This window comes from Ureibacillus acetophenoni, assembly GCF_900220965.1.
In the GTDB taxonomy this organism is placed as follows: domain Bacteria; phylum Bacillota; class Bacilli; order Bacillales_A; family Planococcaceae; genus Ureibacillus; species Ureibacillus acetophenoni.
The window spans coordinates 109,898-133,818 of sequence record NZ_OBQC01000003.1 but is presented as its reverse complement, the minus strand read 5'-3'; the positions used below and the strand labels follow the sequence as shown (position 1 = coordinate 133,818).

General features: G+C 33.9%; 23 protein-coding genes. 6 read left to right on the top strand and 17 right to left on the bottom strand.

The genetic code is table 11. From position 1 onward, the window contains the following. Window positions 1-46: 46 nt before the first annotated feature. A complete protein-coding gene (locus tag CRO45_RS06115; RefSeq protein WP_097148770.1) occupies window positions 47-469 on the bottom strand; it encodes an acyl-CoA thioesterase in 423 nt (140 codons plus the stop codon). Between the two features lie 184 nt (window positions 470-653). Between CRO45_RS06115 and CRO45_RS06110 the strand changes: the two genes are divergently transcribed. Further along, on the top strand, window positions 654-1,028 hold the full coding sequence (locus CRO45_RS06110; RefSeq protein WP_097148769.1) for a nucleotide excision repair endonuclease: 375 nt from the start codon (window positions 654-656) through the stop codon (window positions 1,026-1,028). Between the two features lie 45 nt (window positions 1,029-1,073). On the opposite strand, the gene CRO45_RS06105 is transcribed toward CRO45_RS06110, so the two are convergent. After that, on the bottom strand, window positions 1,074-1,655 hold the full coding sequence (locus CRO45_RS06105) for a hypothetical protein (protein WP_097148768.1): 582 nt from the start codon (window positions 1,653-1,655) through the stop codon (window positions 1,074-1,076). Between the two features lie 267 nt (window positions 1,656-1,922). Here CRO45_RS06105 and CRO45_RS06100 point away from each other — a divergent pair, with 267 nt between their 5' ends. Both CRO45_RS06100 and CRO45_RS06095 read left to right on the top strand, forming a co-directional pair. Continuing rightward, on the top strand, window positions 1,923-2,384 hold the full coding sequence (locus CRO45_RS06100; RefSeq protein ID WP_097148767.1) for a hypothetical protein: 462 nt from the start codon (window positions 1,923-1,925) through the stop codon (window positions 2,382-2,384). Beyond that, window positions 2,372-2,665 carry a YxcD family protein gene (locus CRO45_RS06095; protein WP_097148766.1) on the top strand — a complete coding sequence of 98 codons (294 nt, stop codon included), beginning with the start codon at window positions 2,372-2,374 and terminating at the stop codon, window positions 2,663-2,665. The genes CRO45_RS06100 and CRO45_RS06095 overlap by 13 nt, the downstream gene beginning before the upstream one ends. Before the next feature lie 42 nt (window positions 2,666-2,707). Here the strand turns inward: CRO45_RS06095 and CRO45_RS06090 are convergent, their stop codons facing one another. The 14 genes from CRO45_RS06090 to CRO45_RS06025 all read right to left on the bottom strand — a co-directional run bounded on the left by CRO45_RS06090 (window position 2,708) and on the right by CRO45_RS06025 (window position 17,303). Further along, window positions 2,708-2,977 (bottom strand): hypothetical protein, encoded by a 270-nt coding sequence (locus tag CRO45_RS06090; protein WP_097148765.1) that lies wholly within the window; start codon window positions 2,975-2,977, stop codon window positions 2,708-2,710. 180 nt (window positions 2,978-3,157) lie between these two features. Further along, window positions 3,158-5,260, bottom strand: coding sequence for a 5'-nucleotidase C-terminal domain-containing protein (locus tag CRO45_RS06085; RefSeq protein ID WP_235864532.1), 2,103 nt, complete (start codon window positions 5,258-5,260; stop codon window positions 3,158-3,160). Between the two features lie 208 nt (window positions 5,261-5,468). Next, window positions 5,469-8,174 (bottom strand): aconitate hydratase AcnA, encoded by a 2,706-nt coding sequence (acnA, locus tag CRO45_RS06080; RefSeq protein WP_097148764.1) that lies wholly within the window; start codon window positions 8,172-8,174, stop codon window positions 5,469-5,471. 258 nt (window positions 8,175-8,432) lie between these two features. Continuing rightward, window positions 8,433-9,365: a type II secretion system F family protein gene (locus CRO45_RS06075; protein WP_097148763.1), complete on the bottom strand. Its 933-nt coding sequence runs from the start codon at window positions 9,363-9,365 to the stop codon at window positions 8,433-8,435. Between the two features lie 3 nt (window positions 9,366-9,368). Beyond that, window positions 9,369-10,340, bottom strand: a complete 972-nt coding sequence (locus tag CRO45_RS06070; protein WP_097148762.1) for a type II secretion system F family protein — start codon at window positions 10,338-10,340, stop codon at window positions 9,369-9,371. 1 nt (window position 10,341) lies between these two features. Next, window positions 10,342-11,679, bottom strand: coding sequence for a CpaF family protein (locus tag CRO45_RS06065; protein WP_235864531.1), 1,338 nt, complete (start codon window positions 11,677-11,679; stop codon window positions 10,342-10,344). 43 nt (window positions 11,680-11,722) lie between these two features. Then, window positions 11,723-12,865 (bottom strand): AAA family ATPase, encoded by a 1,143-nt coding sequence (locus CRO45_RS06060; RefSeq protein ID WP_097148761.1) that lies wholly within the window; start codon window positions 12,863-12,865, stop codon window positions 11,723-11,725. Continuing rightward, the gene (gene cpaB / locus CRO45_RS06055; RefSeq protein ID WP_170949421.1) at window positions 12,862-13,461 is read right to left on the bottom strand and encodes a Flp pilus assembly protein CpaB; all 600 of its coding nucleotides are present in this window, start codon (window positions 13,459-13,461) and stop codon (window positions 12,862-12,864) included. Before cpaB ends, CRO45_RS06060 begins: the two co-directional genes overlap by 4 nt. Window positions 13,462-13,484: 23 nt before the next feature. Beyond that, window positions 13,485-14,474 carry a pilus assembly protein TadG-related protein gene (locus CRO45_RS06050; RefSeq protein ID WP_097148759.1) on the bottom strand — a complete coding sequence of 330 codons (990 nt, stop codon included), beginning with the start codon at window positions 14,472-14,474 and terminating at the stop codon, window positions 13,485-13,487. A 2-nt stretch (window positions 14,475-14,476) separates the two neighbouring features. Next, window positions 14,477-14,851 carry a TadE family protein gene (locus tag CRO45_RS06045; RefSeq protein WP_170949420.1) on the bottom strand — a complete coding sequence of 125 codons (375 nt, stop codon included), beginning with the start codon at window positions 14,849-14,851 and terminating at the stop codon, window positions 14,477-14,479. After that, window positions 14,848-15,357 (bottom strand): A24 family peptidase, encoded by a 510-nt coding sequence (locus tag CRO45_RS06040; RefSeq protein ID WP_097148757.1) that lies wholly within the window; start codon window positions 15,355-15,357, stop codon window positions 14,848-14,850. The genes CRO45_RS06045 and CRO45_RS06040 overlap by 4 nt, the downstream gene beginning before the upstream one ends. A gap of 68 nt (window positions 15,358-15,425) precedes the next feature. After that, window positions 15,426-15,590: a Flp family type IVb pilin gene (locus CRO45_RS06035; protein ID WP_097148756.1), complete on the bottom strand. Its 165-nt coding sequence runs from the start codon at window positions 15,588-15,590 to the stop codon at window positions 15,426-15,428. A 308-nt stretch (window positions 15,591-15,898) separates the two neighbouring features. Continuing rightward, on the bottom strand, window positions 15,899-16,453 hold the full coding sequence (locus CRO45_RS06030; RefSeq protein WP_097148755.1) for a hypothetical protein: 555 nt from the start codon (window positions 16,451-16,453) through the stop codon (window positions 15,899-15,901). Between the two features lie 19 nt (window positions 16,454-16,472). After that, window positions 16,473-17,303 carry a DUF2785 domain-containing protein gene (locus tag CRO45_RS06025; protein ID WP_097148754.1) on the bottom strand — a complete coding sequence of 277 codons (831 nt, stop codon included), beginning with the start codon at window positions 17,301-17,303 and terminating at the stop codon, window positions 16,473-16,475. 351 nt (window positions 17,304-17,654) lie between these two features. Here CRO45_RS06025 and CRO45_RS06020 point away from each other — a divergent pair, with 351 nt between their 5' ends. From CRO45_RS06020 to CRO45_RS06010, 3 genes are all read left to right on the top strand, one after another. Continuing rightward, window positions 17,655-19,589, top strand: coding sequence for a right-handed parallel beta-helix repeat-containing protein (locus CRO45_RS06020; RefSeq protein WP_097148753.1), 1,935 nt, complete (start codon window positions 17,655-17,657; stop codon window positions 19,587-19,589). A gap of 187 nt (window positions 19,590-19,776) precedes the next feature. Then, the gene (gene yfkAB / locus CRO45_RS06015) at window positions 19,777-20,889 is read left to right on the top strand and encodes a radical SAM/CxCxxxxC motif protein YfkAB (RefSeq protein ID WP_097148752.1); all 1,113 of its coding nucleotides are present in this window, start codon (window positions 19,777-19,779) and stop codon (window positions 20,887-20,889) included. 583 nt (window positions 20,890-21,472) lie between these two features. Next, window positions 21,473-22,501, top strand: coding sequence for a C39 family peptidase (locus CRO45_RS06010; RefSeq protein WP_097148751.1), 1,029 nt, complete (start codon window positions 21,473-21,475; stop codon window positions 22,499-22,501). Window positions 22,502-22,540: 39 nt separating this feature from the next. Here the strand turns inward: CRO45_RS06010 and CRO45_RS06005 are convergent, their stop codons facing one another. Further along, the gene (locus CRO45_RS06005) at window positions 22,541-23,794 is read right to left on the bottom strand and encodes a helix-turn-helix domain-containing protein (protein ID WP_097148750.1); all 1,254 of its coding nucleotides are present in this window, start codon (window positions 23,792-23,794) and stop codon (window positions 22,541-22,543) included. Window positions 23,795-23,921 lie beyond the last annotated feature (127 nt).

Below are 23,921 nucleotides of genomic sequence, written 5' to 3'. Positions count from 1 at the left end.
GTTTCAAACAATGAAAATGACTAGCGACATTTCGCTAGTCAATAATTTACTTCTCAAGTGCAATTTCTGTATACTTTGCATCCCATACTGGATCTACTTTACTAAGTGATACAGGTCTAAAATTGTCTTTTTTAATTAAGGTATGTAATGAAGTTGCTGTTGCAGCAATCGATCCATCCTCATGAAGGATTTCATATCCATATGTAGTCCGTAATTTTGTGTGGGATTTAACCCATGTGCGGACAGTAGCAATTTGTCCATAACGCATTGATTTTTTATATTGTATCGATATATCTAATACTGGAGAAATATATCCTTGTTCTTCAAGTCCCGCGTAGTTAAAACCAATCTCAGAAATAAGTTGTGTTCGACCTATCTCCATCCAAACGAGATAGTTGGCATGGTATACAACACCCATTTGATCGGTTTCTGCATAACGAATTTCTATGTTTTTTTCACTAACAAACATCTTATTCACCTCTAAAATCATTATACAGTAATAAAAATCAGCGTCAAAATGATAGATTTGTGCCAATAGGTAAATAATAAAATAAAAGAATATCGCTTCTTATTCATCGACACTTCATATATAATGAGGAATGGTCACAAATGGAAACATTACAACATATTAAGCAAAACAGGATGTGAAGAATTTGATTAAAATAGAATTACCAAAACCAGATGTAGTCATTTATCAAAGAAAACAAGAGCTAAAAGAAGGCGAAGCTCCAATTACACCGGTTAATGGATTTATCGATCTCCATAAAATCACTCGTGAAAATGGTGGATTTTTCTTATTTTACAATAAAGCAAATGAAGTATTGTTTGTAGGAAAAGCCCGTAAATTACGCCAACGCATTAAAAAACATTTTGAAGATAATGTATCTCCAATTAAAAAATATCGCGATGAAGTATACAAAATTGAAGTATATGAAGTGGAAGATCCAATGGAACGTGAAATTTACGAAACATATGCAATTAATTTCCTTCGTGCGAAATATAATAATGACAAAGTATTTTATAAATAATAAAAATGGCCGTCCCAATCAAATTGGTGACGGCCATTTACAACTTTAATTTAATTCGATTAATTCATTAATTTGTTTAAAGTCTTCTTCAATTCCACTTTTGTTTTTCATGACATCATGAAACCAAGGATCAATTTGCTTAGTAGCATTCTCTTCTGGCTGCTCGTTATGATGTAATACAAAAACTATGTAATCAATTAATTTTGTACGTTGTTCATAATACTTTCTTCTCTTTTTAAAGTCTTCATTAATTTCTACGTTAAAAACTTCACCTAAACGAATAATCCCTTCATTTACATGTTGTTCTGCATATAATGATGACCCTACAATAGCTAATTTTTGATTAAAAGATAGTGGCATTTGTTTAAAATATGTAGACATAAGATTTTCTGTTTTTTGAACAATCAATTGTAATTGAACTTTTTGCCCCATAGTGAATGTTCCCGTCTGTTCAAAACTTGGAACAATTGTATATACTTCATCCATTAGAGTTTTAATCTCATTAAATCGTTTTTCATCGTATGGTTCGTTTGTTCGACGATAGATTGTTTCTGCTACGAATAAACGCTGCAAATACCCTGTTAATAAAACTAATCCATTATATTGTACTGTTACATTGTTAGTCATATGAAAGCCTCCTGATTGATCTCACTATTTAACACTACCATAACATCGTAAAAAAGGGTTAATTTTGTATTTGTATTAGAAATTAGTGGTGAAATTAAATAAATATTCGCCGTTTTTATTTGAAACTTTTCATCCATAATAACGTAAACAAAGTATAAGAAAATTAAATTCTATGAAAAATAGTAGTATTTACTTTTTTTCAGAGACTTTTCTTTGTTATACTTAAGTTTAGTGCATATAGTGCTAATTAAAGGATGGAGGATTAGAATGAAGAAACTATCAATACTTTTATCAGCAACTTTCCTTGCCTTCACTTTAGTATTTTCTAGTGTAGGTACCGTATTACTTTTTGGAGATGACGTACAAACTGCTGAAGCGAAATCTTACAAATCAGGGAAAAAAGGTTTCACAAGCACACCAAAAAGTAACAATTCAAACATTCAAAACAAAGATAATAACACAAATACGTCAAATGTTAACAAATCTAATACAAATACAACGAACAAAGGCGGCTTCAATTCTGGCGGCTTAATGAAAGGCTTAATGGTTGGTGGATTAGCTGGATTATTATTTGGTAGCTTATTCTCTGATATGGGCCTAATCGGAAATATTTTAGGATTTGCTATCAATGCAATTGCAATTGTTGTTGTTCTTGCTCTTTGCGTGAAGATCTTCCAAATGATTACACGTAGAAAAGATAAAGAGGTTACGGAAAATTGGAGAAAATAACATTAAGTGAACAAGATGTAGTAAATGCTGTTTGTTTATTTCATGCTAAATTTAGACAAGTAAGCCCTGCTGAAGTCGAAGTTGAACTAATGTATGATGACGAAAATGGCTTTGCTGCTGAAGCGTCTGTACATGGTCAAAATGATTATTATAAAACAGCAAATCTTATTGCTGCTCTTCGACTTTACATTGATGAGCAGTTAAACAAAGATTCAATGTCTGCTCGAATTTTGTTAGATCTTCATGATGATGAAGGCATAATTGCAAATATTGAATGGTAAAAAAATAAACGTGCAATCTCATTTTATGAGGTGCACGTTTTTTTAATGGTCTAATTCTGTTTTATCTAAAATTACAGTTTCTTTACTATTCAAATGCCTATCTAATAGATGGTAATAAAGAATATTGCCATTGATCAACTCCACAAAAAACTCAACTTCTGTATGTTTGTCAATGGGCCAATTTGCTATTGCTAATAATCCTTCTGGTGGAGGAACTTGTTCGAGACAGTCAATGATAGACTCATTATCAAAATTTAATAAATAAAACCTACCATCACGAATTTTTGCAAATATACAATATCGTTTTTTCATAGTTTCCCAACCTTTTTTAAGATAGAGACTCCCTTAATATTAAAATACTTCTTACTATTATTCTATTTTTCTAAACTTGATAATATGTATTGAAGTTGAGATTTATTGAAATATATAAAAAGATAAGGATATATGACTAAAGGTCATATATCCTCTATCTTTTTTCGATAGTTTAATAGATTATTCTACTGAAATATCTACAATTCTACCTTCTGTTTCAGTTGGAAGAGCTTCTAAAGATTGTAAATGTTCACTTAAATTTTCCCAATCTGATAAACCTAAATCAGTTACGCGACCTTCTTCATATGCTTTGCCGAACATTGTAAAGCCGTCTCCACCTTTAGCAGTGAAAGCATTTGTTGCCACAGTATAAGTTTTAGAGTCTTCTAATTCTACATAATTACCAGAAGCATCTAAATATGCAATACTCACTACTCTTTCACCCGCTGGTTTAGTAGAATCGAATTCTACTTTAGCGCCTGCTACATGTAGGAATCCGCCATTTTCTGATGGGTATTGTCCTAAACTATGTTCAAATGCAGCTTTAAGCTCAGCACCAGTTACATCCATAATTGCTAGTGTGTTACCGAATGGTAATACTGTATTTACTTCACCAACTGTGATTGGACCTGCATCGATTGCTGCACGGATTCCCCCACCGTTTTGTAAAGCCATGATAACTTCTTTTTCTGTATATTGTTTAGCTTTTGCTAACATACCATCAGTAATTAAGTTACCCAAAATAGTTTCGTTCTTTCTTACACTTAGCTCTTCTGTATTCCCTTCATCAGATACACGTGGATTAGATAATTCAACTTCAGTTGATACACCTAATTCAGTATCGCCGAAAGCTTTAACTTCTTCTTGGTATGGTTTTAATATTTCTAATGCTTTTGGATCTTCAGCATAATCACCAAGTGCAATTAATTTTCCATTATAGTCAACAACTACACCATTTTCGTCAAAACCAACGTCTAATGTACCTAAGAAATCGCTATGCTGATATGCTTGAACGATTAAAGTAGTATCTTTTGCTTCACCGTTTTCGTCTGTAGTAATTGCAACAGGTGCATCAAGTTTAGTATGACTATGACCACCAACGATAACGTCAATTCCATTTATTCGTTTAGCTAATTCTTGGTCATTATCAATTGCAGGATTATCATCGTATCCAAGGTGTGAAAGAACGATAATTTTATTTACACCTAATCCTTCAAAGGCTTTAACTGCTTTTTCAGCTTCTTCTAAATAATTTTCGAAAGTAAGGGCACCTGGAGATGAAATATCAGCTGTTTCAGCCGTAGTCAAACCAAAAATACCTACCTTTTCTCCATTCACTTCTTTTACAATACCGTTATAAATTTTTCCATTTTCAGGTTCACTAGAGATTAAGTCAGAGAATAAACCAGTGAATTTTTCATCTTGTGTGAAATCAATGTTAGAAGAAACAAATGGGAAATCTGCACCTTTAATATAATCAACTAAAGTTTGAAGACCAGTATCAGAAGATCCAGCATCAAACTCGTGGTTACCAAAAGTTACAGCATCATATTTCATATAATTAAAGAATTCTAAGTCAGCTTGTCCATTGAACAGGTTGTAATAAAGTGTACCTGTTGTCATATCCCCTGCATCAAGTAATAATGCATCTGGATTTTTAGCACGTACATCTTTCACTGCTTGAGCACGTTTAGCAGCTTGTTCTACTCGTGAATGTGTATCATTACTATGCATAATTTTTAATTCAAATGCTGCTTTAGTTTGAGGACTAACATTTAATGCTCTGTAGATAAATAGAGCAGCTTGTTCTCTAGTTACTGTTCCATCTGGAGAATATGTCGTATTTGAAGTACCAGTTGTTACACCATTATCGTATAAACTCTTAATAGCTTCAGCATCATCAGAATCTACATCTTTAAATGGTAATTCTTCAGTATTTGAAGTTGTAAGATAAAATGCATTAGCTAGTAATGATGCCATTTCTGCACGTGTAATTGGTTCATTTGATGTTTCTACTGTTTGAAAGTTTAAAACTTTTGAAAGAATTTCTGTAACTTGTCCACGAGTAATAGAATCCCCTGGTTTAAATGTACTATCAGAAGAACCTTCAATTGCTCCTATTTTTGCAAGTTCGATGATCGCTTGATAATAAATACTATCTTCTTTTACGTCAGTAAAAGAAATAGATTCAGCTTGTGCTGGTGTTACTAACAACCCAGATCCAACTACTACCGAAGTTGCTAATGTTGCATTGAATACTTTAGACATTGTTTTTTTCTTCAAAATGTAATACCTCCGAATTAATATTTACAGTACGAATTAACTATAATAAAGGATTGTTTAATAGATTTGTTTGGGATGTTAAAAATATGTAAATAATCTATTAAAATCCTTTATATCCTTATTTTATTGTAAGAGTCATAGGTTTACAACACAAAAAAAGGTAAATTTCTCATAATGAGAAATTTACCTTTTTATTTATTGCAGTAAATTAGTTTTCTGCTGCTTTGTTACGAAGTACCATTTGTAGGATACCACCATGACGGTAGTAGTCTACTTCTACTTCTGAGTCGAAGCGAGCAAGAGCTTGGAATGTTTTCACTGTACCATCTTCAGCTTTAGCAGTTACAGTTAATACATCACGTGGTTTTACATCGTCTGTTAAGTTAACAGAGATTTCTTCTTTACCTGTTAAACCTAATGTATCTGCAGACTCACCTGGCATGAATTGAAGTGGTAATACACCCATCATTACTAGGTTAGAACGGTGGATACGTTCGTAACTTTGAGCGATAACAGTTTTAATTCCTAATAGGAATGTACCTTTAGCAGCCCAGTCACGAGAAGATCCCATACCGTAATCATTACCAGCTAATACTACTAAACCAGTACCGTTAGCTTGGTATTTCATAGCTGCATCGTAAATGTACTCAACATCGCCAGTTGGCCAGTAAGTAGTGAATCCACCTTCTGTACCAGGAGCTACTTGGTTACGGATACGGATGTTAGCAAATGTACCACGCATCATTACTTCATGGTTACCACGACGAGAACCATAAGAGTTGAAGTCACGGATTGCTACACCGTTTTCTTGTAAGTATTTACCTGCAGGTGTATCTTTACCGATTGCACCAGCTGGTGAAATGTGGTCAGTTGTAATAGAGTCACCAAACTTCGCGATTACGCGTAATCCTTCAAGACCTTTAATTGCTTCAGGCTCTTTAGAAAGACCAGTGAAGAATGGTGGGTTTTGAATGTAAGTTGATTTTTCATCAAATGTGTATAGAGAATCAGTTGATGTTTCAATTGCATTCCATTTTTCGTTAGCAGTAAATACAGTTTCATATTCTTTAATGAATAGTTCACGAGTTACTACTCTATTTAATACTTCGTTCACTTCTTCAGTTGAAGGCCAGATGTCAGCGAAGAATACATCGTTTCCATCTTTGTCTTTACCTAAAGAATCTTTTTGTAGGTCGATATCTACAGTACCAGCTAATGCATAAGCAACAACTAATGGTGGTGAAGCTAAGTAGTTAGCTTTTACTAATGGGTGAACACGACCTTCGAAGTTACGGTTACCAGAAAGAACTGAAGTTACGAATAAGTCTTTGTCTTTAATAGCTTCTTCGATTTCAGGAAGTAATGGACCTGAGTTACCGATACATGTTGTACAACCGTAACCAACAGTGTTGAAACCGATTTGGTCTAGGTAATCTTGTAAACCTGAATCTTCTAGGTAACCAGTTACTACTTTAGATCCTGGTGCTAAAGAAGTTTTAACCCATGCAGGTGGTTGAATACCTTTTTCAACAGCTTTTTTAGCAACTAAACCAGCAGCTAAAAGAACGTATGGGTTAGATGTATTTGTACAAGATGTAATAGCAGCAATTGCTACAGCACCTGTTGGCATTTCTACGTCACCATCAGCAAATTTAATTGTTGATGTTTTTGAGAATTCATCTTCAGTTAAACCGAAACCTTGTACGCCCATTGGAGCTGTAACAGCTTCATGGTAACGAGCTTTCATATCTGAAAGTGGAATTAAGTCTTGTGGACGTTTTGGACCAGAAAGGTTTGGTTCAATATCTTCTAATTTAATTTCTAATACGTCTGTGTAAACAGGCTCTAAAGATGGATCGAAGAATAAGCTATTTGCTTTTAAGTAGTTTTCTACTACAGCGATATGCTCTTCGTCACGGCCTGTTAAACGCATATAGTTTAATGACTCTTCGTCGATTGCGAAGAAACCACATGTAGCACCATATTCTGGAGCCATGTTTGAGATTGTTGCACGGTCAGCAAGTGGTAATTTAGATACACCAGGACCGAAGAATTCTACGAATTTACCTACTACACCGCGTTTACGTAAAACTTGAGTTACTTTTAACGCTAGGTCAGTAGCTGTAGCACCGTTTGGAAGTTCACCAGTTAATTTAACACCGATAACTTCAGGAATTGTGAAGTAAGACGGTTGTCCTAACATTCCTGCTTCTGCTTCGATACCACCAACACCCCATCCAAGTACACCAAGACCGTTAATCATTGTTGTATGAGAGTCAGTACCTACTACTGAATCTGGGAATGTTTCAAATGTGCCATCTTCGTTTTCTTGTACGTGTACAACTGGAGCTAAATACTCTAAGTTAACTTGGTGTACGATACCTGTTGCAGGTGGTACAGCACGGAAGTTATCATAAGCAGTTTGAGCCCATTTTAAGAAGTTGTAACGTTCTGCGTTACGTTCGAATTCTAAATCCATGTTTGCTTGTAATGCTGAAGCATTACCGTATTTGTCAACTTGTACTGAGTGGTCAATTACAAGGTCAACAGGAATAGCTGGGTTGATTTTGTTAGGGTCTCCACCTAACTCTTTCATAGCTGAACGTAAAGAAGCTAAGTCAACTACTACTGGAACCCCAGTAAAGTCTTGTAATACAACACGAGATGGTTTGAATGGTACTTCACCTTCTGGATCTGCTCCATTACCGAATTTCGCTAAATTGTTAACATGTTCTTCTTTGATTACATAGTTATCATATTGACGTAATACTGATTCAAGTAATACTTTAATTGAGTATGGAAGGCGTGATACGTTTGCGATACCAGCTTCTTCAATTGCAGTTAAACGGTAGTAGTTATACGTTTTACCATTTACTTCAAATGATGAACGGCTATTGTGTAAGTTGCTTGCCATTTGTACTCCCCCTAATTTCTAATTGGAAAAGGCTTTAAAATGTGTCTTTTCTTCAATGATTATCATACCCGAATTCAATACATAAGTAAATTACATTAAAATTATCTTTTGTAATAAGTTATATTTATGACCTAAAATGTTGAAATACAGAGAAATTATTTGCAATATTAAGAAAAGGTTATTTCGAAAGCAAAATAAATAGATTGTAGGAAAACTCATTGAAGAGGACCTACAATCTTTTATAGTACCCATTTTCATTTAAAATAATCCATTCACTAATAGATTTACGACAAATGGACCTAAAATTACTATAAATAATGAAGGGAACATAAAGAAAACCATTGGAAATAATATTTTAACAGGCATTTTCATTGCCTTTTCTCGTACTTGTTCCCGTTGATGATTACGGATTCGTTGTGTCAAAGTACGCATTAAATTACCAAGTCCGATTCCTAATTCCCCTGCTTGAATGATGGATGTTATAATACTTTGGAAATGATCAGATGGAACACGACTGCGTAAATTAAATAACGCTTCTCTTCTAGACTTCCCCAATTTCATATCTTCTAGCGTAACTAAAAACTCTTCTGAAATTGGACCTCTAATTTGGCGGCATACATTCGAAATAGCTTGTTCTAATCCCATTCCTGCCTCAATGGATAAGGTCACCATATCAAAAAAGTCTGCCATATTTTTATCAATTAGTTGAATGCGTTTCTTCTTTAAAGAGTCTAAGTAGAAACTTGGTAAAATGAACGCTATTCCCCCAATTGCAATTCCTAATAGGATTGCAGAAGATAAATTTAACGTGAACAGGTAGATAAATAACCCAAAACTAAAAAATACAGATAACCCAATACTTATTTGAGCAACCCGAAAATCAATCGCGGTTAAATTAAATGGACGTCCTGCATCCCGGATCCTTTTATTTAGTTCTTTAATTGAACTTCTAGACATTTTTTCAATCACTTTTTTTCGAATGTAAAGAAAATAAGGGCGAAGGACACGATTTAAAAAATTGTCCTTTTTAATAGCGTTTTTACTTGTATTATTAATTTTAGTGATTGAACCAAATTGATCAGCTAGTCGACGTTCAATCTGAATCTCGCTACTGAAAACAGTTAACAAAATCCCAGCAGTTACGAATATTAAAAACAGTAAACAGCTCAATACTAACAAGAATACGACCATCCGTTACACCTCAATTCTAACAATCTTCCGGATTACGAACCAGCCAACTATAAGAAAGAAAACACTTAATCCCAAGATTAATAAGCCAAGAGGTTCTTCTAAAAGTATTCCAAAGTAATCTCTATTCACAAAATATAAATAAACACCTAAGGCAACTGGAATTAACGTAATAATAATTCCCGAAATCCGACCTTCAGCTGTCAACGTCTTAATTTCATCCTTTATCCGTACTCTACCAAGGACGGTTTCCTGCATCGTTTCAAGTAATTCAGCTAAATTTCCACCTGATTTTCGTTGAATTAACAATGCACTTAGTACCATCTCTAAATTTTTATCTGGCAATCGTGTCACCATATTTTCAAAAGCTTTTTCTATCGGTACGCCATAGGCAATATCTTGAACAGTTCGTTCGAATTCAGTGCCAATTGGATCTGGCATTTCTTTACCTATCAATTGCATTGCTTGCATAAAACTAAAACCTGCTCTTAATGAGTTTGCCATGATTCCAAGTGTTTCTGCTAATTGATTGACACAACGAGCAAGACGTCTGTTCCTTTTGTGGTTGACATACAAAATAGGGAGCCAAAAACCAATGACAAAGAAAATGATACTAATTATTATGTGGTATTTTAAAAGAATCGAAATTAGAAAAAATATAACAGCTGAGCCGATCCTAACAACATAAAAATCTTCTAGTTTAATAGGTAAACCAGCTTCTTCAATTTTTTTCTTTAATTTTGTATTCATTGGGAGTCCTTTGATAAGTGCTCCAATGGAAGTAATCAAAGTGGGAGTTTTAAATTTTTTATTTTTCTCTTCTAATGATTCTCTTTCATTTAATGATTCGGGAACATATGTTTTAATACGTAAATCAATCTTATTAACTATGGATTGTCTTAATATAAACATTCCTACCAATACAAAAAACAGAGTGGAGAAAAGATAAAGGACCATAAATAATATAACGTTTTCCAAACTACCACTCCCCTTTTATCCATTCAGATGGAAAATTTAAACCTTGGAGTGCAAGTTTGTCAGCGCAACTAGGTCGGATGCCTGTAGATATAAATTCACCAAGTACTTTTCCATCAATGCCTTGACCTTTTTCTTTAAATAGAAATATGTCTTGGAGGATAATAGTATCTCCTTCCATTCCAACAACTTCGGTAATATGAGTGATTTTCCGGCTACCATCTTTTAGTCTTGACTGATGAATAATTAGATCTAAAGCACCTGCAATTTGTTCTCTAATCGCACGAACAGGGAGATCCATCCCAGCCATTAGTACCATCGTTTCAAGGCGGGCTAGCATATCTCTTGGAGTATTTGCATGCCCTGTACCTAAGCTTCCCTCATGGCCAGTATTCATTGCTTGAAGCATATCCAGTGCTTCTGCACTACGAACCTCACCAACGATGATTCGGTCAGGTCTCATACGTAATGAGTTCCTTACCAAGTCACGTATTTTTACCTCACCCTGACCTTCAATATTGGAAGGTCTGGATTCCAGTTTCACAACATGCTGTTGATGTAACTTTAACTCCGCAGCATCTTCGATTGTAATAATTCGCTCATCATTTGGAATAAAGGACGATAAAACATTAAGAGTAGTCGTTTTTCCAGAACTCGTTCCACCACTTATAAAGATGTTTAGCTTAGCTTTGACACAGCTTTCAATAAACTTTGCCATTTCTTTACTCAATGTACCGAATTGAATTAATTCTTGAATGCCGAACGGTTTTTGTGAAAATTTTCGAATTGTAATGGTCGGTCCATTTAATGCCAAAGGTGGTATAATGGCGTTTACCCTTGAGCCATCAGGTAGCCGAGCATCTACCATTGGGTTACTTTCATCAATTCTCCTACCTAATGGTGAAACAATCCGTTCGATCACTTTCAATACATGTTGATCGTTGTGGAACGTGACATCACTTTTAATGAGCTTACCTTTCCGTTCGATATAAACATCATTTGGTCCATTTACCATAATTTCAGTTATTTGCGGATTTGAAAGAAGCTGTGTAATGGGGCCATATCCAAAGAGTTCATATTCTACCGCATCAATGAGCTGGGTTTTTTGTTCAAATGTTATATAATCACTTTCAAATTGAAAGAATGACTCGGATATTTCTTTTAAACGTTTTTTATCTATAACTTCTGTTTGATCTGGATGATTTTTAAGTTCCTCAACGATGTAATTATGCAATCGCATTTCTAATTCAGTATTTCGATTTGTTTTTTTAGCATCGTTTCCTTTTACTTGTGATGGAATGGATGGATGTTCTTTTCCGCCTAATCGCTTGAATAACGACAACGCTCTTCCTCCAATCAATTTAATGAAATAGTTGGGTAATCTTTCATTTTATATTAATTTCATTGGGACTACCAATTAACTTTCTAGCAAGGAACTTAATAGATTTTGAAAATGCACTATTTGGATTCGTAAGGGCATATGGTTTTCCTTCGTTTATAGAAGCTGTAATATCTTTTTCTTTATTTGGAATTTGAGCGAAAATGGGTAACTCAAATATTTTCTCAACAGTTTCTGGATGGATTCCTTTCACCTTATAATAACGATTCAGAATAATTCTAACTTTGTACTTTAAATTTAAAGCTTCGAGTGTTTCTATAAAAATTTTATTGTTTTTTAATGTTGGTAAATCCATAAAGGTCATAAGTAAAATTTCGTTCGATTTTTCAAGGGAAATGAGTGTATGTTCTGTTAGATAAGGTGGGGTGTCAATTAGAATGTAGTCATATAATCGTCTGCATTGTTGGATTAAATCATGAATATGTTCTTCAGTAATTGCCTCTGAAAATTCAGGTCGGATCGGCGCAGGGAAAATATCTACACCGGAACTATGTTTAATCATGTATTTACTTAAATCAGTATTGGGTACACCATATTCTTCCTTAACCCATTCATAAATCGTTTTTTTTGGTTTGACATCGTAATACAAAGACACGTCACCAAATTGCAAGCTTAAGTCTAAAACTGCTACTTTAAGATTTTCATTTGAGAGGACTGAGGCAAGGTTTACAATTAGGGTTGTTTTTCCTACCCCGCCTTTTGTACTACAAGCTGTAATCACTAGACCATTTTGATCCTGCTCTTTATTCATTGCTTGGGTTTCTTTTAGTTTGAAATGTTTTTCTACTCTATTTAGAACTTCAACAATTGCATCTTCCTCAGCTGTATAAGAAAGAACATCGTTTGCACCGGATCGAAGTGCATTTATGAGATTTAACTCTTGTTCATCTCCAACTAAAATAATAAATGCTTCCGGATACAGTAAGGATAGTGTTTCACAATATTGATAACCATCGTTCATTTCATTTATATCTAATAATAGGGCCATCTTCCGATTATTTTTTAATACAATTTCAATTTCTTCTCTCTTGTTCGCAAAGAAAAGAAAATAGTTATGATTGATTAGACTATCATGAATTTGTTTTATCTTAGTTGGATCCTGTGTATATAATAAGACTTGAGTTGTCATGGTTTGAACACCCCTTTGTGAAGGTCATCTTCGTGAATATGTGTTGCCTCTGGTTCAACCTCTGAATCCCCTTCTGCCCTTAATGTTAAAAAGATTGGATTATTATCTCCTGCAGCAAATCCTAAATGTAAACTCTCAATGGGTGTTACTTCAAGAGTGACAGTTTCATATCTTTTCGCTTCTGCTTTCGTGTCTGCTGAGTGTCCAATTGCAAGAACTTTTACATTTTGTAATAACAATGTAGCAGCGTCGTGCTGACCTGCTTTGTATTGAAATTCTTCTTCTGAAGGAGTTAACACTACAATCACGTCAACGTATGAACCTGGTTGAATAAATCCAGATACCCCTTGAACAATACTCACTTGGAGGGAAATTGCGCGGTTCCCTTTTGTAATTGGGATCATGGTATTTGGTTCTTCTTCCGGTTCATTTGGCTCTTCAGGTTTTACAGCAATTTCGGGCTCTTCGGAAATTACGGGCTCTTCTACTGGGGGTGGTACAGACTCTGAACGGTTCGAGAAATATGCAAAATATAATATTCCCGTAGTAATTAAGCCAAATATAAGAGCGAAAATCCAAATTCTTTTTGTATTCATGCTCATCCTCCACTTATAGACTATTACTCTACTAATTTAAAACCATACGTACCGTAATCAGTTTGCCCTTCAGAATTACCACCACCAGTAGTGAAATCCATAAATCTTGCATAAACTTCTTTCCCACTATTATCTGTACCGATAATGAAAAGTGTTGCGAATCCAACAACCTTCACTTTTTTTATTTGATTCCCATTGCTTTCGATAATGGTGTATAAAGGAACGGTAACTATTTGTGCACAATTATCAGGGGGTGGGTTTGTTTCAAATGTTGCGGCATTATAAGTGTAAATATCTTTACATTTATCAACTCGTTCTTTTATTCCTTGTTTAGTTGGGCCTGTCATAGTTCCTGTTTCTGTATCCAACTCTTTCCCAACCCAAACTTCAATTTGTGATCCATTGGCTAAATCGCTTCGAAAATTATCTCCACCAGATCCCGTAATGTTTAATGGTCCTGTATTCCCCGACCCTAACTGATTACTTCCATCACATTGCTCAGTCGGATCCATATGCCCACTAGGTGATGGTAACTTTAAAGTGATTTCTGTACAATTTTTCCATTTATCATAGTCACTAAAATCTAGCCCAAGTGGAATAACACCTGTTCCGGAAGTCAGTGGGTTTAACTCTACCTTTGCAGAAGCTGTAACAGGTACACTTGATATACCGAAAATTTTTCCAAAAGTTAGATCTACGTTTGAGGAAGTTATCACACGAATCCACATTTTGTCACTTGCAAACTGAACTGTTGAATTCCCCGTGGCTACATTATTCGCAGTTGCTATATTTTTTGCTTGCAATTCTGCCGTAGTTACATCATTTGGTAATTCTTGCGCACCTGCAAGTGCTGCAGCGTCAGCAGCTTTTTGAAGCGTACTTTTTTCAAAATATAATCTTCCTCCGTCAATGACTAGTGCCGTCAAGCCAATTAATACAACCATTAAGGCTGCAACTAAAACTAAAACATTTCCTCTTTCTTCTCTAAGAAATCTTTTGTATATTTTTTCCATTTTTATTCAATCCTCATCGTTGTGGTGTCAGAAAGCGTTAAACCGGAAGGGAAAAATGGTTGAATGATTGGGGTTAGAAAAGTAATTTTATAATCTATTTTAACTGTGGCTATGGATCCTCTAATTTTGTTAACATCACTGTATGTTACCTCTACATCTTCGGCAGTGATCATATTTCCACTCTTCTGAACTGCGGTAGTTTCAACATCACTGAATTTACCAACACTTGCGACCCTAGCAGCTTCTCTACCTGCATGGTCAATTGTTAAATAAGCATGGAATATTCTTCCAAAATCAATAATTCCAAATACAAGTAAAATCAATAGTGGTAGTATTAAAGCAAACTCTACTATTGAAGCTCCTTTTTCGGATTTCATGAAATCACTCCCCATATGTACGCTATAAACGCCCCTAATACTATTGCTATTCCATATGGAAATGAAAATTTGTACTTTTGTTCCGTACTAACATGTACTTCTTTGGTTTTTCCTCGAAATACGATAAATGTCATGTACATATGGGCGATAACCTGTTTTATATTCATTCTTCGTAATAGGATAAATATAGAGATTACACCACCTATAAGTGCTGTAAATAAAAAAGTATGAAATACAAAGACTGTTCCCATCAATGCACCAATCGCAGCCATTAATTTCACATCTCCTGCGCCCATTCCCCCAAAAAGAAATGGAATTAACAGCAATACCAAACCAAGTATAAATCCACTAAAACTAAACCATAATCCGTTCAATCCAGAATGAACTGTGTAATAAATGAGTCCAACTAAAATTGCTGGAATGGTTACAACGTTTAATATTTTTCGACTATAGATATCAGTGACTATGGAAATAAGTAATACCAATAATAATACAATCTCAATCATTATAAATTATTACTCCTTTTAATTAATTTGAAGTAAGCCTCACTGTTTTAGTGAGGCTCATTAATTAATTATTCCGGCATTGCATCTACGATTGTTTGGAATCCTTCTTGTACTTGACCTCCTAGTGTGACTACTGTTCCAATTACAACAGCTGCAATTAGAGCAACTAATAGACCATATTCAACCATCGTAGCTCCTTCTTCTTCAACTACAAGTCTTTTTAAAATTTCCATTCGTGAATCCCCCTAAATTTTTTATCGAGTTTCTATCGTTCAGATTCAACTCATACACATGCTATGGAGTTTCATGTCGAATTGTTACTATTGAATCAAAAATTTTTTTCAAACTACTTATAACTGTATAATTTACATTACTTATGGGCTAAGCCTTCGAGGATTATGTAAACAATTACTACATCGAACCGTAACTTCTATAAAGAATTCTCTAGAAATCAAAAAAGGCATCGAAATTTTTAGCTTCGATGCCCATAAATCATTTCAATACTATTTAATTACAAATACTAACTCATTCCACAGGTACGCTATATCGATATTTCACTTAACACCTCATCATTAGAGTCTAGTACTTTAATAATAAACTCTTCCCTATTCCCTAATTCTGTTAAATCTATATACCAGATGGAGTAACCTTTGACATTATATGAGTTAACGACTTCTTCTGAAAGTGAACTTAATTGGATTAATTCGACATCTACTCCGTTAACTGTTACACTTATTTCCCCATTTGGCTTAATTAGGCCATATAAGATTTTACTATCTGAATAAGCAGCTGGGATTTCGTTGAATTCTAAAGAATTGGGTAATTTTGCGTATACCCCATCACTAGAGCTCCATCCAGTCAAATTTTTCGTTACAGTGCCTGTCCCAAAATATGTGCCATTCGACAAGAAGAAATAACGATGTTCCTTTTCTGTTTTAGGACCTTCAATCCATTCATAATTCTGATCAGTCGGCAAAGCCGCTTCAGGTGTTTTTTTACCGTCACCTTCGATATTTGTAAAATAAAAATTAAATAGGAATGCTAAGGCAATTACTGCTCCTGCAAATAGAACTATTCTTGTTGCTCGTTTTTTCATATTCTTACCTCAGTTTCCATTATTGCTGTGACCATTTTCCAATAAAGATCGAAACGGCACCCATAAGTTCTGGCATTCGACGTGTAAACTTTAATAGAAAATAGAACTGTTTCATAAAATGAAGCGTATTCGTTCTAGCGGAGAAATATTGTGGTGTATATCCGTTTGTTACTAGGTAAAATTCTAATTTATCAAATACTTGTTCTACCCATTCTATTAAAACTTCTTCAGCTACATTTTTTGAAATTAATAGCCCAATCAGTTTCGCAAAACTCTCTTCTTCATCATTAATATAAACAGAGCCTTTCCAAAAACTCGCCTTTACTCCCTCTAATAGTTTCGATGTTAAATGTAGTTTGAACGATGGATGACTTACAATAGCGGTTGCTAATTCTGAACCGTTCCCTATTGCAAGGGCCCATCCTTTGTCACCTAAAAAACCACGAACATCAAGTTCCTTCATTAAATATGGTGTCGCAACTTCTAAAATTTCTGTCGATTGTTCTTCCGTTAAAAAGCGAAGTTGTGCATCTGCATAAAGAAGTGCCGCAAGCCATAAAGCAGAAAATGAACGAGTAAATACACTGTCGTCTTCCGTTTTGCCAATGGAACTATATAAATAATCTTTTCCAGATAGTTTAATTGTAAGATGAGCCATTTGCTCATTCGTAAGTACGTTAGTCGATAAAAGCTCGATAAACAATCGGTAGTTTAATTTATCGCGTAACTCATCTTCTGGGTAGCCAATGATCTTAGTCATCTGTTCTAATAGCTGATCCCCATTTGTACTCATGTATTGTTCTCTCTCTAACTGATTCATATGTAAAATCTTTTCCAATGTATCTTTCATGGTGTCCCCCTATGTATTTCCTTATTCATGTATAATTTTAACCTTTCTCATCTAGTATGGCTAATAAGTAAGTAAAAATAGTAATTATTGTATTGACGTAATGTTTTTTAATGTTACAAATAGCATCAATTTTTCCTTTATTTCATTCCAATTTTATGCGGAAAACTTCTGTTTACCTACGTTCTTTCGAGCTGACTATGAAGCATAAGTTCAATTAGCGAGAAATCTTTTCGAGTGACTGTATACAAAAATCATTATTAATTAAAAATTAATGTTTAATAAACGATTAAATATTGGTTTTTTTAGCAAAAATATAAATATCACCCAGAATGACTGTGAAGGAGGGATTCCATGGCCATCATGAAACTGTTTTCTGCGTTTTTTTCAAACGTGAAAACAATGAGACGTGCCATTCAAAAATCAAGAAAAGGAGAACAAATCAAATTATCACCTAAAATCTATAGAGAATCCATTCAATTTGATAAAGACGTATTAATCTCAGCAAACGGTGAAGAAGAAACAGTAATGGAAGGTATTTTTATCATTCCAAAATCTGTTCAAGTAACACTTCAAAATGTAACGATCTCTCCTACTTCCCAAATATTTGTTGAAGGAAATTTAAAATTAGAAAACTGTAAACTCATTGGGGTTAAATCTGAGGCTCTGTTATCGGTCGATGAAGGTGTTGTCCATCTAGAAAACTGCGAATTTAGAAATGCAAAAGAAGTCGCGATTGCGCTTATGAATCACTCAAAAGCATTTATCAAGAACTGTATTTTTCATTCTAACGGAAAAATGCAACTTCTTATCCAAGAATCTGAGGCAATTATGGAACAGTGTGAGTTAACGAATGCGAAACATGGAATTTGGCTAAAAGACGGCTCCAAACTGTATTCAGAGAAAAACCATTTTCACCAACATTCTGGAACTCAAATCATTGTCGATGAGTCCGAATTTGAGGATTTCGGAAGTGTTTTAGAACGCGGAAATGGTAATGGCATTTACGGCTGCAATGAGGCAGAAATCTCCCTTTCAAGTAGTACGTTAAGATTTCATCAACTACCACAAATATGGCTCGAAAAATGTACTTTTAATGGACATCATTGCATAATCCAAAATGGTAAAGAATCTGGCATTTATATGACTGATTTTACAGAAGCAACTATTACTTATAGTGAAATTTCCCATCACCCTAAAGAAAACATGATCATCTCAAACAAATCCCGGGCAAACATAGAACAATGCCACATCCATTCTGGAGATGCAATTGGCGTAAAGTTAAAAGAAGAAGCAATTGCCAATTTTAACGAAACAATCATTAAATATCATAAACTATCACAAATCTATGTTACCGACAAATCCATTTGTTCCATGAAGCAATGTATTATTAAAGAAGGCTACTATATTGGAATTTTTGTTGATAAAGAAGGAAGTGCCTCCCTTGTAAAATGTGAACTATCAAAACATGAAAATTCGGCTGTAACAATTATTAGTGCCCAGTTAAATTTATATGAAAGTGAAGTAATGGACAATAAAGGAAATGGAATTTTAGCATTTGAGAAATCTTCCGCAGATATTGAATACTCAAGATTCTACGATAATTACATGCCCCACATAGCGTGTAAAACGAATGTGATCGTTACAATGTCTCAAAGTGAGCTATTTAACGGAAAAAGTATATTTGCAGTGAACAAAAGTGAAGTTTTCATCTTTGATAGTAAATTTTATAACTGCGACCAGGTGCAAATTGAAATAAGTGATCATTCCACAGCAGTTTTTGAACATTGTCAAATTTTCGATGGCGGGTCTTACGGATTAAAAATAACTAGAAATTCTATTTCTAACTTCATAAACAGTCAAATTTCTAATCATGCTCTAGCGCAAATTGTAGTTAATGATAGTTCCCTCATTATCAATAATAGTGAATTGTTAGAAGGTAAACGAAATGCGCTGCTCATTCAAAATCATAGCGAGGTATTTATTCGAGACAGTTTTATTGCGAAGCATTTAAAACCTCAAATTTGGATTGATTTTGAATCTACTGTTGACTTAGATGGTGTTCAAATGGCAGATGGACATCAATCTGATTTATTGGCCCAAAATCGTTCTGCGATCTATGTATCTGACAGTATTATTAAAAATGATAAATACCGCTACAATGTTCAAGCGATGAACTATTCAAAAATAAAACTCGAGAAAACTATTATTGAAAATAAGTTTGGTGAAGTCTTTTATAGTGAAAATAATAGTTTTATAACGACTACTTTAGATGAAGTGGATTCATAATTGTTATGATCCATTTCATTTTTTTGACCACGTTAGTTTACATAATAATATTATGTATTTTCAATTCTTAGTTATTTCGTAATAATTTCCCCATATATGAATAAAATGTGCTAATTCTATTATTTTTAGTTTTCGAATTTACAATTCTATGAGAAAATGAATCTTTGGAAAGGAAGTATCGAAAACTATGAATACGTTAGATAAGCTTACCCCTCATTACGATCCTTGGGAAGCCTATATGGATATTGAACAACATGGAAAGTTAACACTTTCCAATATCGAGTTTACTACAACAAATTTATGTAATATGAGATGTGCTCATTGCGCAGTTGGATATACATTACAAACGAAAGATCCTGTTGCTTTACCTTTAGAGCTTCTCATTAAAAGACTAGATGAAATACCAAACTTAAGAACCCTTAGTATTACAGGTGGCGAACCGATGCTAAGTAAAAAATCAGTGCAAAATTACGTGAAACCGATTTTAAAATACGCACATGATCGCGGCGTTCGTACACAAATGAATTCAAACTTAACACTAGATGGAGACCGTTATTTAGAAATAGCTCCTTATTTAGATGTATTACATATTTCACATAACTGGGGAACGGTTGAGGAATTTGTCGAAACGGGATTTGCAATGATGGAAAGAAAACCGACATTTGACCAACGTGCAGCACTCTTTAATCGAATGATTGAAAATTCTCGTATGCTGTCAGAACAAGGTGTGATGGTATCAGCTGAAACAATGCTTAATAAGAATACAGTTCCATATATTGAGCATATTCATAATCAAATTGTCAATGAAATGAAGTGTGCACGTCACGAAATTCACCCAATGTACCCTTCTGATTTCGCATCACAACTAACTGCATTATCATTAGAGGAAACACGTGAGGCGATTCATCATCTACTTGATATACGAGATGAAAATACTTGGATGTTATTTGGTACACTTCCCTTCTATCCTTGCAGTTTGAACGAGGAAGACCAAACATTATTAAAAAGATTAAGAGAATCTAAAAACGTAACATTACGTAATGATCCTGATGGTCGCTCTCGTTTAAACATCAATATTTTTACTGGTGATGTAATTGTTACTGACTTTGGTGATACTCCAGCTCTTGGTAACATACAAAATGATTCTTTACCTGAAATCTTTGATAAGTGGCTAGACACTGATTTAGCAAAATCACTAAATTGTCACTGTCCAGCTGTAAAATGTTTAGGACCAAATGTATTAGTGAAAAACATGTATTACAAAGACACAAAATTTGATAGTGGTAGTGCTAAATTATAAATCTTGAGGCTGATACAAAATTGCTTAGATGAATAACAAAAAAGTGAAATCGGCACTGCGATTTCACTTTTATCGTTTATTTAGTAATTTTTCCTGTTATTCTCTTTTACCGCCATAAGTATATAAAATATCTATACTGGGTGATATTTCCGTCAAACTTTCGTGGCAGAATTTCACTTAATAATAAGAGGAGAAATTCCCCTTAATTAGTAAAAAGTCCGAAAAATCGCTTAAATAGAGGGAGAAATTACTCTTATTTGCTTAAAAGAAGCGAAAATGAGGTGCTTTTCTTAGAATAAGAGGAAAATTTACTCTTATATTCCCTAAAAAAGTCCTAATTCTATAAATAACGGGAGATTCTACCGTTATTTTAATATCAAATTCGATCCGCTCTCAGTTTTAAAGGATGGTTTTGTCCAAGTTTGTTTTTTTATTTTGCTCTATTTAGATTAAATACTATTACTCTATTCGATTAATGGATTAAAATAAGATTATCTATATTTTGACATCCGTATAGTTTTTAGAACTATGCAGACAATATGTTTGAATCATGTGATTATGAATTAAAGGATGTGCATTTTAATTGCTAGGTAAAACTAATTTCGTAACAAAATTAATATTACCTTTATCTTGCACGGTTATTCTTTTTGGTTGCAGTTCCAATGAACATACGATAAAAAATGAGCAACCAAAAGTTTATAGTAAACAAATGTCAGCAGAACAACCCGTAAGCAATAACGCTTTGACAATTCATACTGTCGAATTTTCCAGCGAGACAAGTGTGAAAAATGTTTCAGTCGCTCTTTTTGATTTTGAGACTGGTGAAAAAATCGCGACAGAGACAGTAACTGAAGACGGAAAAGCGACATTTGACATGGTTGAGCCAGATAAACCATACGAGGTAGTTATTTATAAGATAGAGCTAACAGGCGAACTTTCGGAACAATCAAGAGAAAAATTTGTTTTCAATCCGAATGAACCTGTTTTAACAATAGAAACATTCAATGCAAATTCAGATAATTTAGCTGTTCCAATAGTTAAGCAAAATCCGGAACTCCCAAATGGTTGTGAAATAACGTCATTGACAGCGATTATGAATTATTATGGTATTGAAGTCGATAAAATGACATTAGCAAATGACTATCTACCAACGACACCAGTCACAAAGAAAGCAAATAAACTTTACGGCCCTGATCCATATGTTTCATATGCAGGTGATCCTTCTAAAAAAGATGGTGGTTATTATGTATATGCCGAACCAATTATAGAAGTAGCGAATCAAGTTTTGTTTGAAAATAATAGTAATTTTAAAGCGTTAAATTTAAGTCAATCTTCTAGAGAAGAAATTTTATCCTATGTGAACTCTGGTGTACCTGTGTTAACATGGGCTACTATAGACTATAAACAAGCTAGAACTCATGGTCATTGGGTAATTGAAGGAACAAATAAAAAACACCCAATTTTTATGAATTTGCACGCGGTTGTATTAATTGGTTATGCTGATGGAAAAGTAACTGTTATGAACCCACTTTCTGGATATGAAACAATTGATGAGAATGTATTCTTTAGTACGTATAAATCCCTTGGCTCACATGCAATGGCAATACTATAAAAAAAGAAGTGTGATTCTAAGTGATCACACTTCTTTTTATTATTCAATAATCTTTTTATAGGCCTCATCGATAAATGTTTTATCAATTGTATTAGGGAAATTTTTTACGCCATTAGCAGCATATAATACTTCTTGTTTTGCAGCTTCCCTATCCCCCAACTCTAAGTGACATAGTGCTCTTACTGCAAAACATTTATACATCGTTGTAAGGTCATATGGATGGTGAACAGCCTCAGAAACTTTAAAATCTTTACTACATTTAAGCGCCTCATTATATAACCCTAGTCCCCATAGAGCATATGTTTCTTCAGCAACAATGAATTCTAATAAATAAATGAGTATACCATTCTCATTGGATGCAAATTCTTTCCCTTTTTTTGCGATTTCAATTGTTTTATTATAGTCTTTTTCAATAATATTTGAATAAAAAGCTTCGCAACACAAGTAAGTAAATTTTGAGATGGGCTCTTCGGTAAATTCGGCATGTTGTTTTAATTTAGTAATATAGTAATAATTTTTCTCTAAATCATGACGACCCATCGATTGAACTAACATAAAACGATAAAAGTCATCTAAACGGTAGTAAATTTTATATTTTTGAGCAATGTCCAATGCAACCTCTAAATGTTTTTCTGTATATAATACATCACCAACCGCTGAATATAATACTGTTAGTAAATAATGCAAATCTAATTTTGATAAATGATCGACTAAATGTACATATGGTTCAATTCTATCCTCTGCTCGCTGCAAATAACGAAGGGATTTTATATAATCGTTTTTATTAAAAGCAACTGAAGCTAAGAAGAGATAACAGTTTACTAATCGACTGTATGCATGTATTTTTTCATATAAATGAATGACTCGATACATATCGTCTTCTTGAATTTCATCGAGATTCACTAACGCCTCTAATCTAATTTTCAAATCAAGAAGACGAATTTCTTCGTAGTTGTTCCCTAGCAATTGATCTTGATAAACATTAATTTTTTTCAAAATATGTTCAATAATTTCAATTTCTTTTTTATTATAAGGATCTTTTATATTGTAAAATTGTTCTTCAACATTTAATAATAATTCCCTAATTTCTTCTATATGATTATCATTTACTAACGTTGAAATATCTACATTCAGTTGTTCAGCAATGTAATGTAAGCTATCCATAGATGGTTTTGCCTTACCATTTTCAATAAGGCTCAACATCCCTTTAGTAAGGCGCTCCCCTGCTAATTCAGCTAACGTCATTTTTTTCTCTTTGCGCAATTTTTTAATTCTGCTTCCTAAATCATTCAATGATTCACACCTCAATTGTTAAGAACCAATTCACTACATTGATTTTATCTTATAATATCATTACAAGTAGAGTATTACCACTATTGTTTAATTTAATTAAACTTATCGGTTGCAATTTGCAAAAATA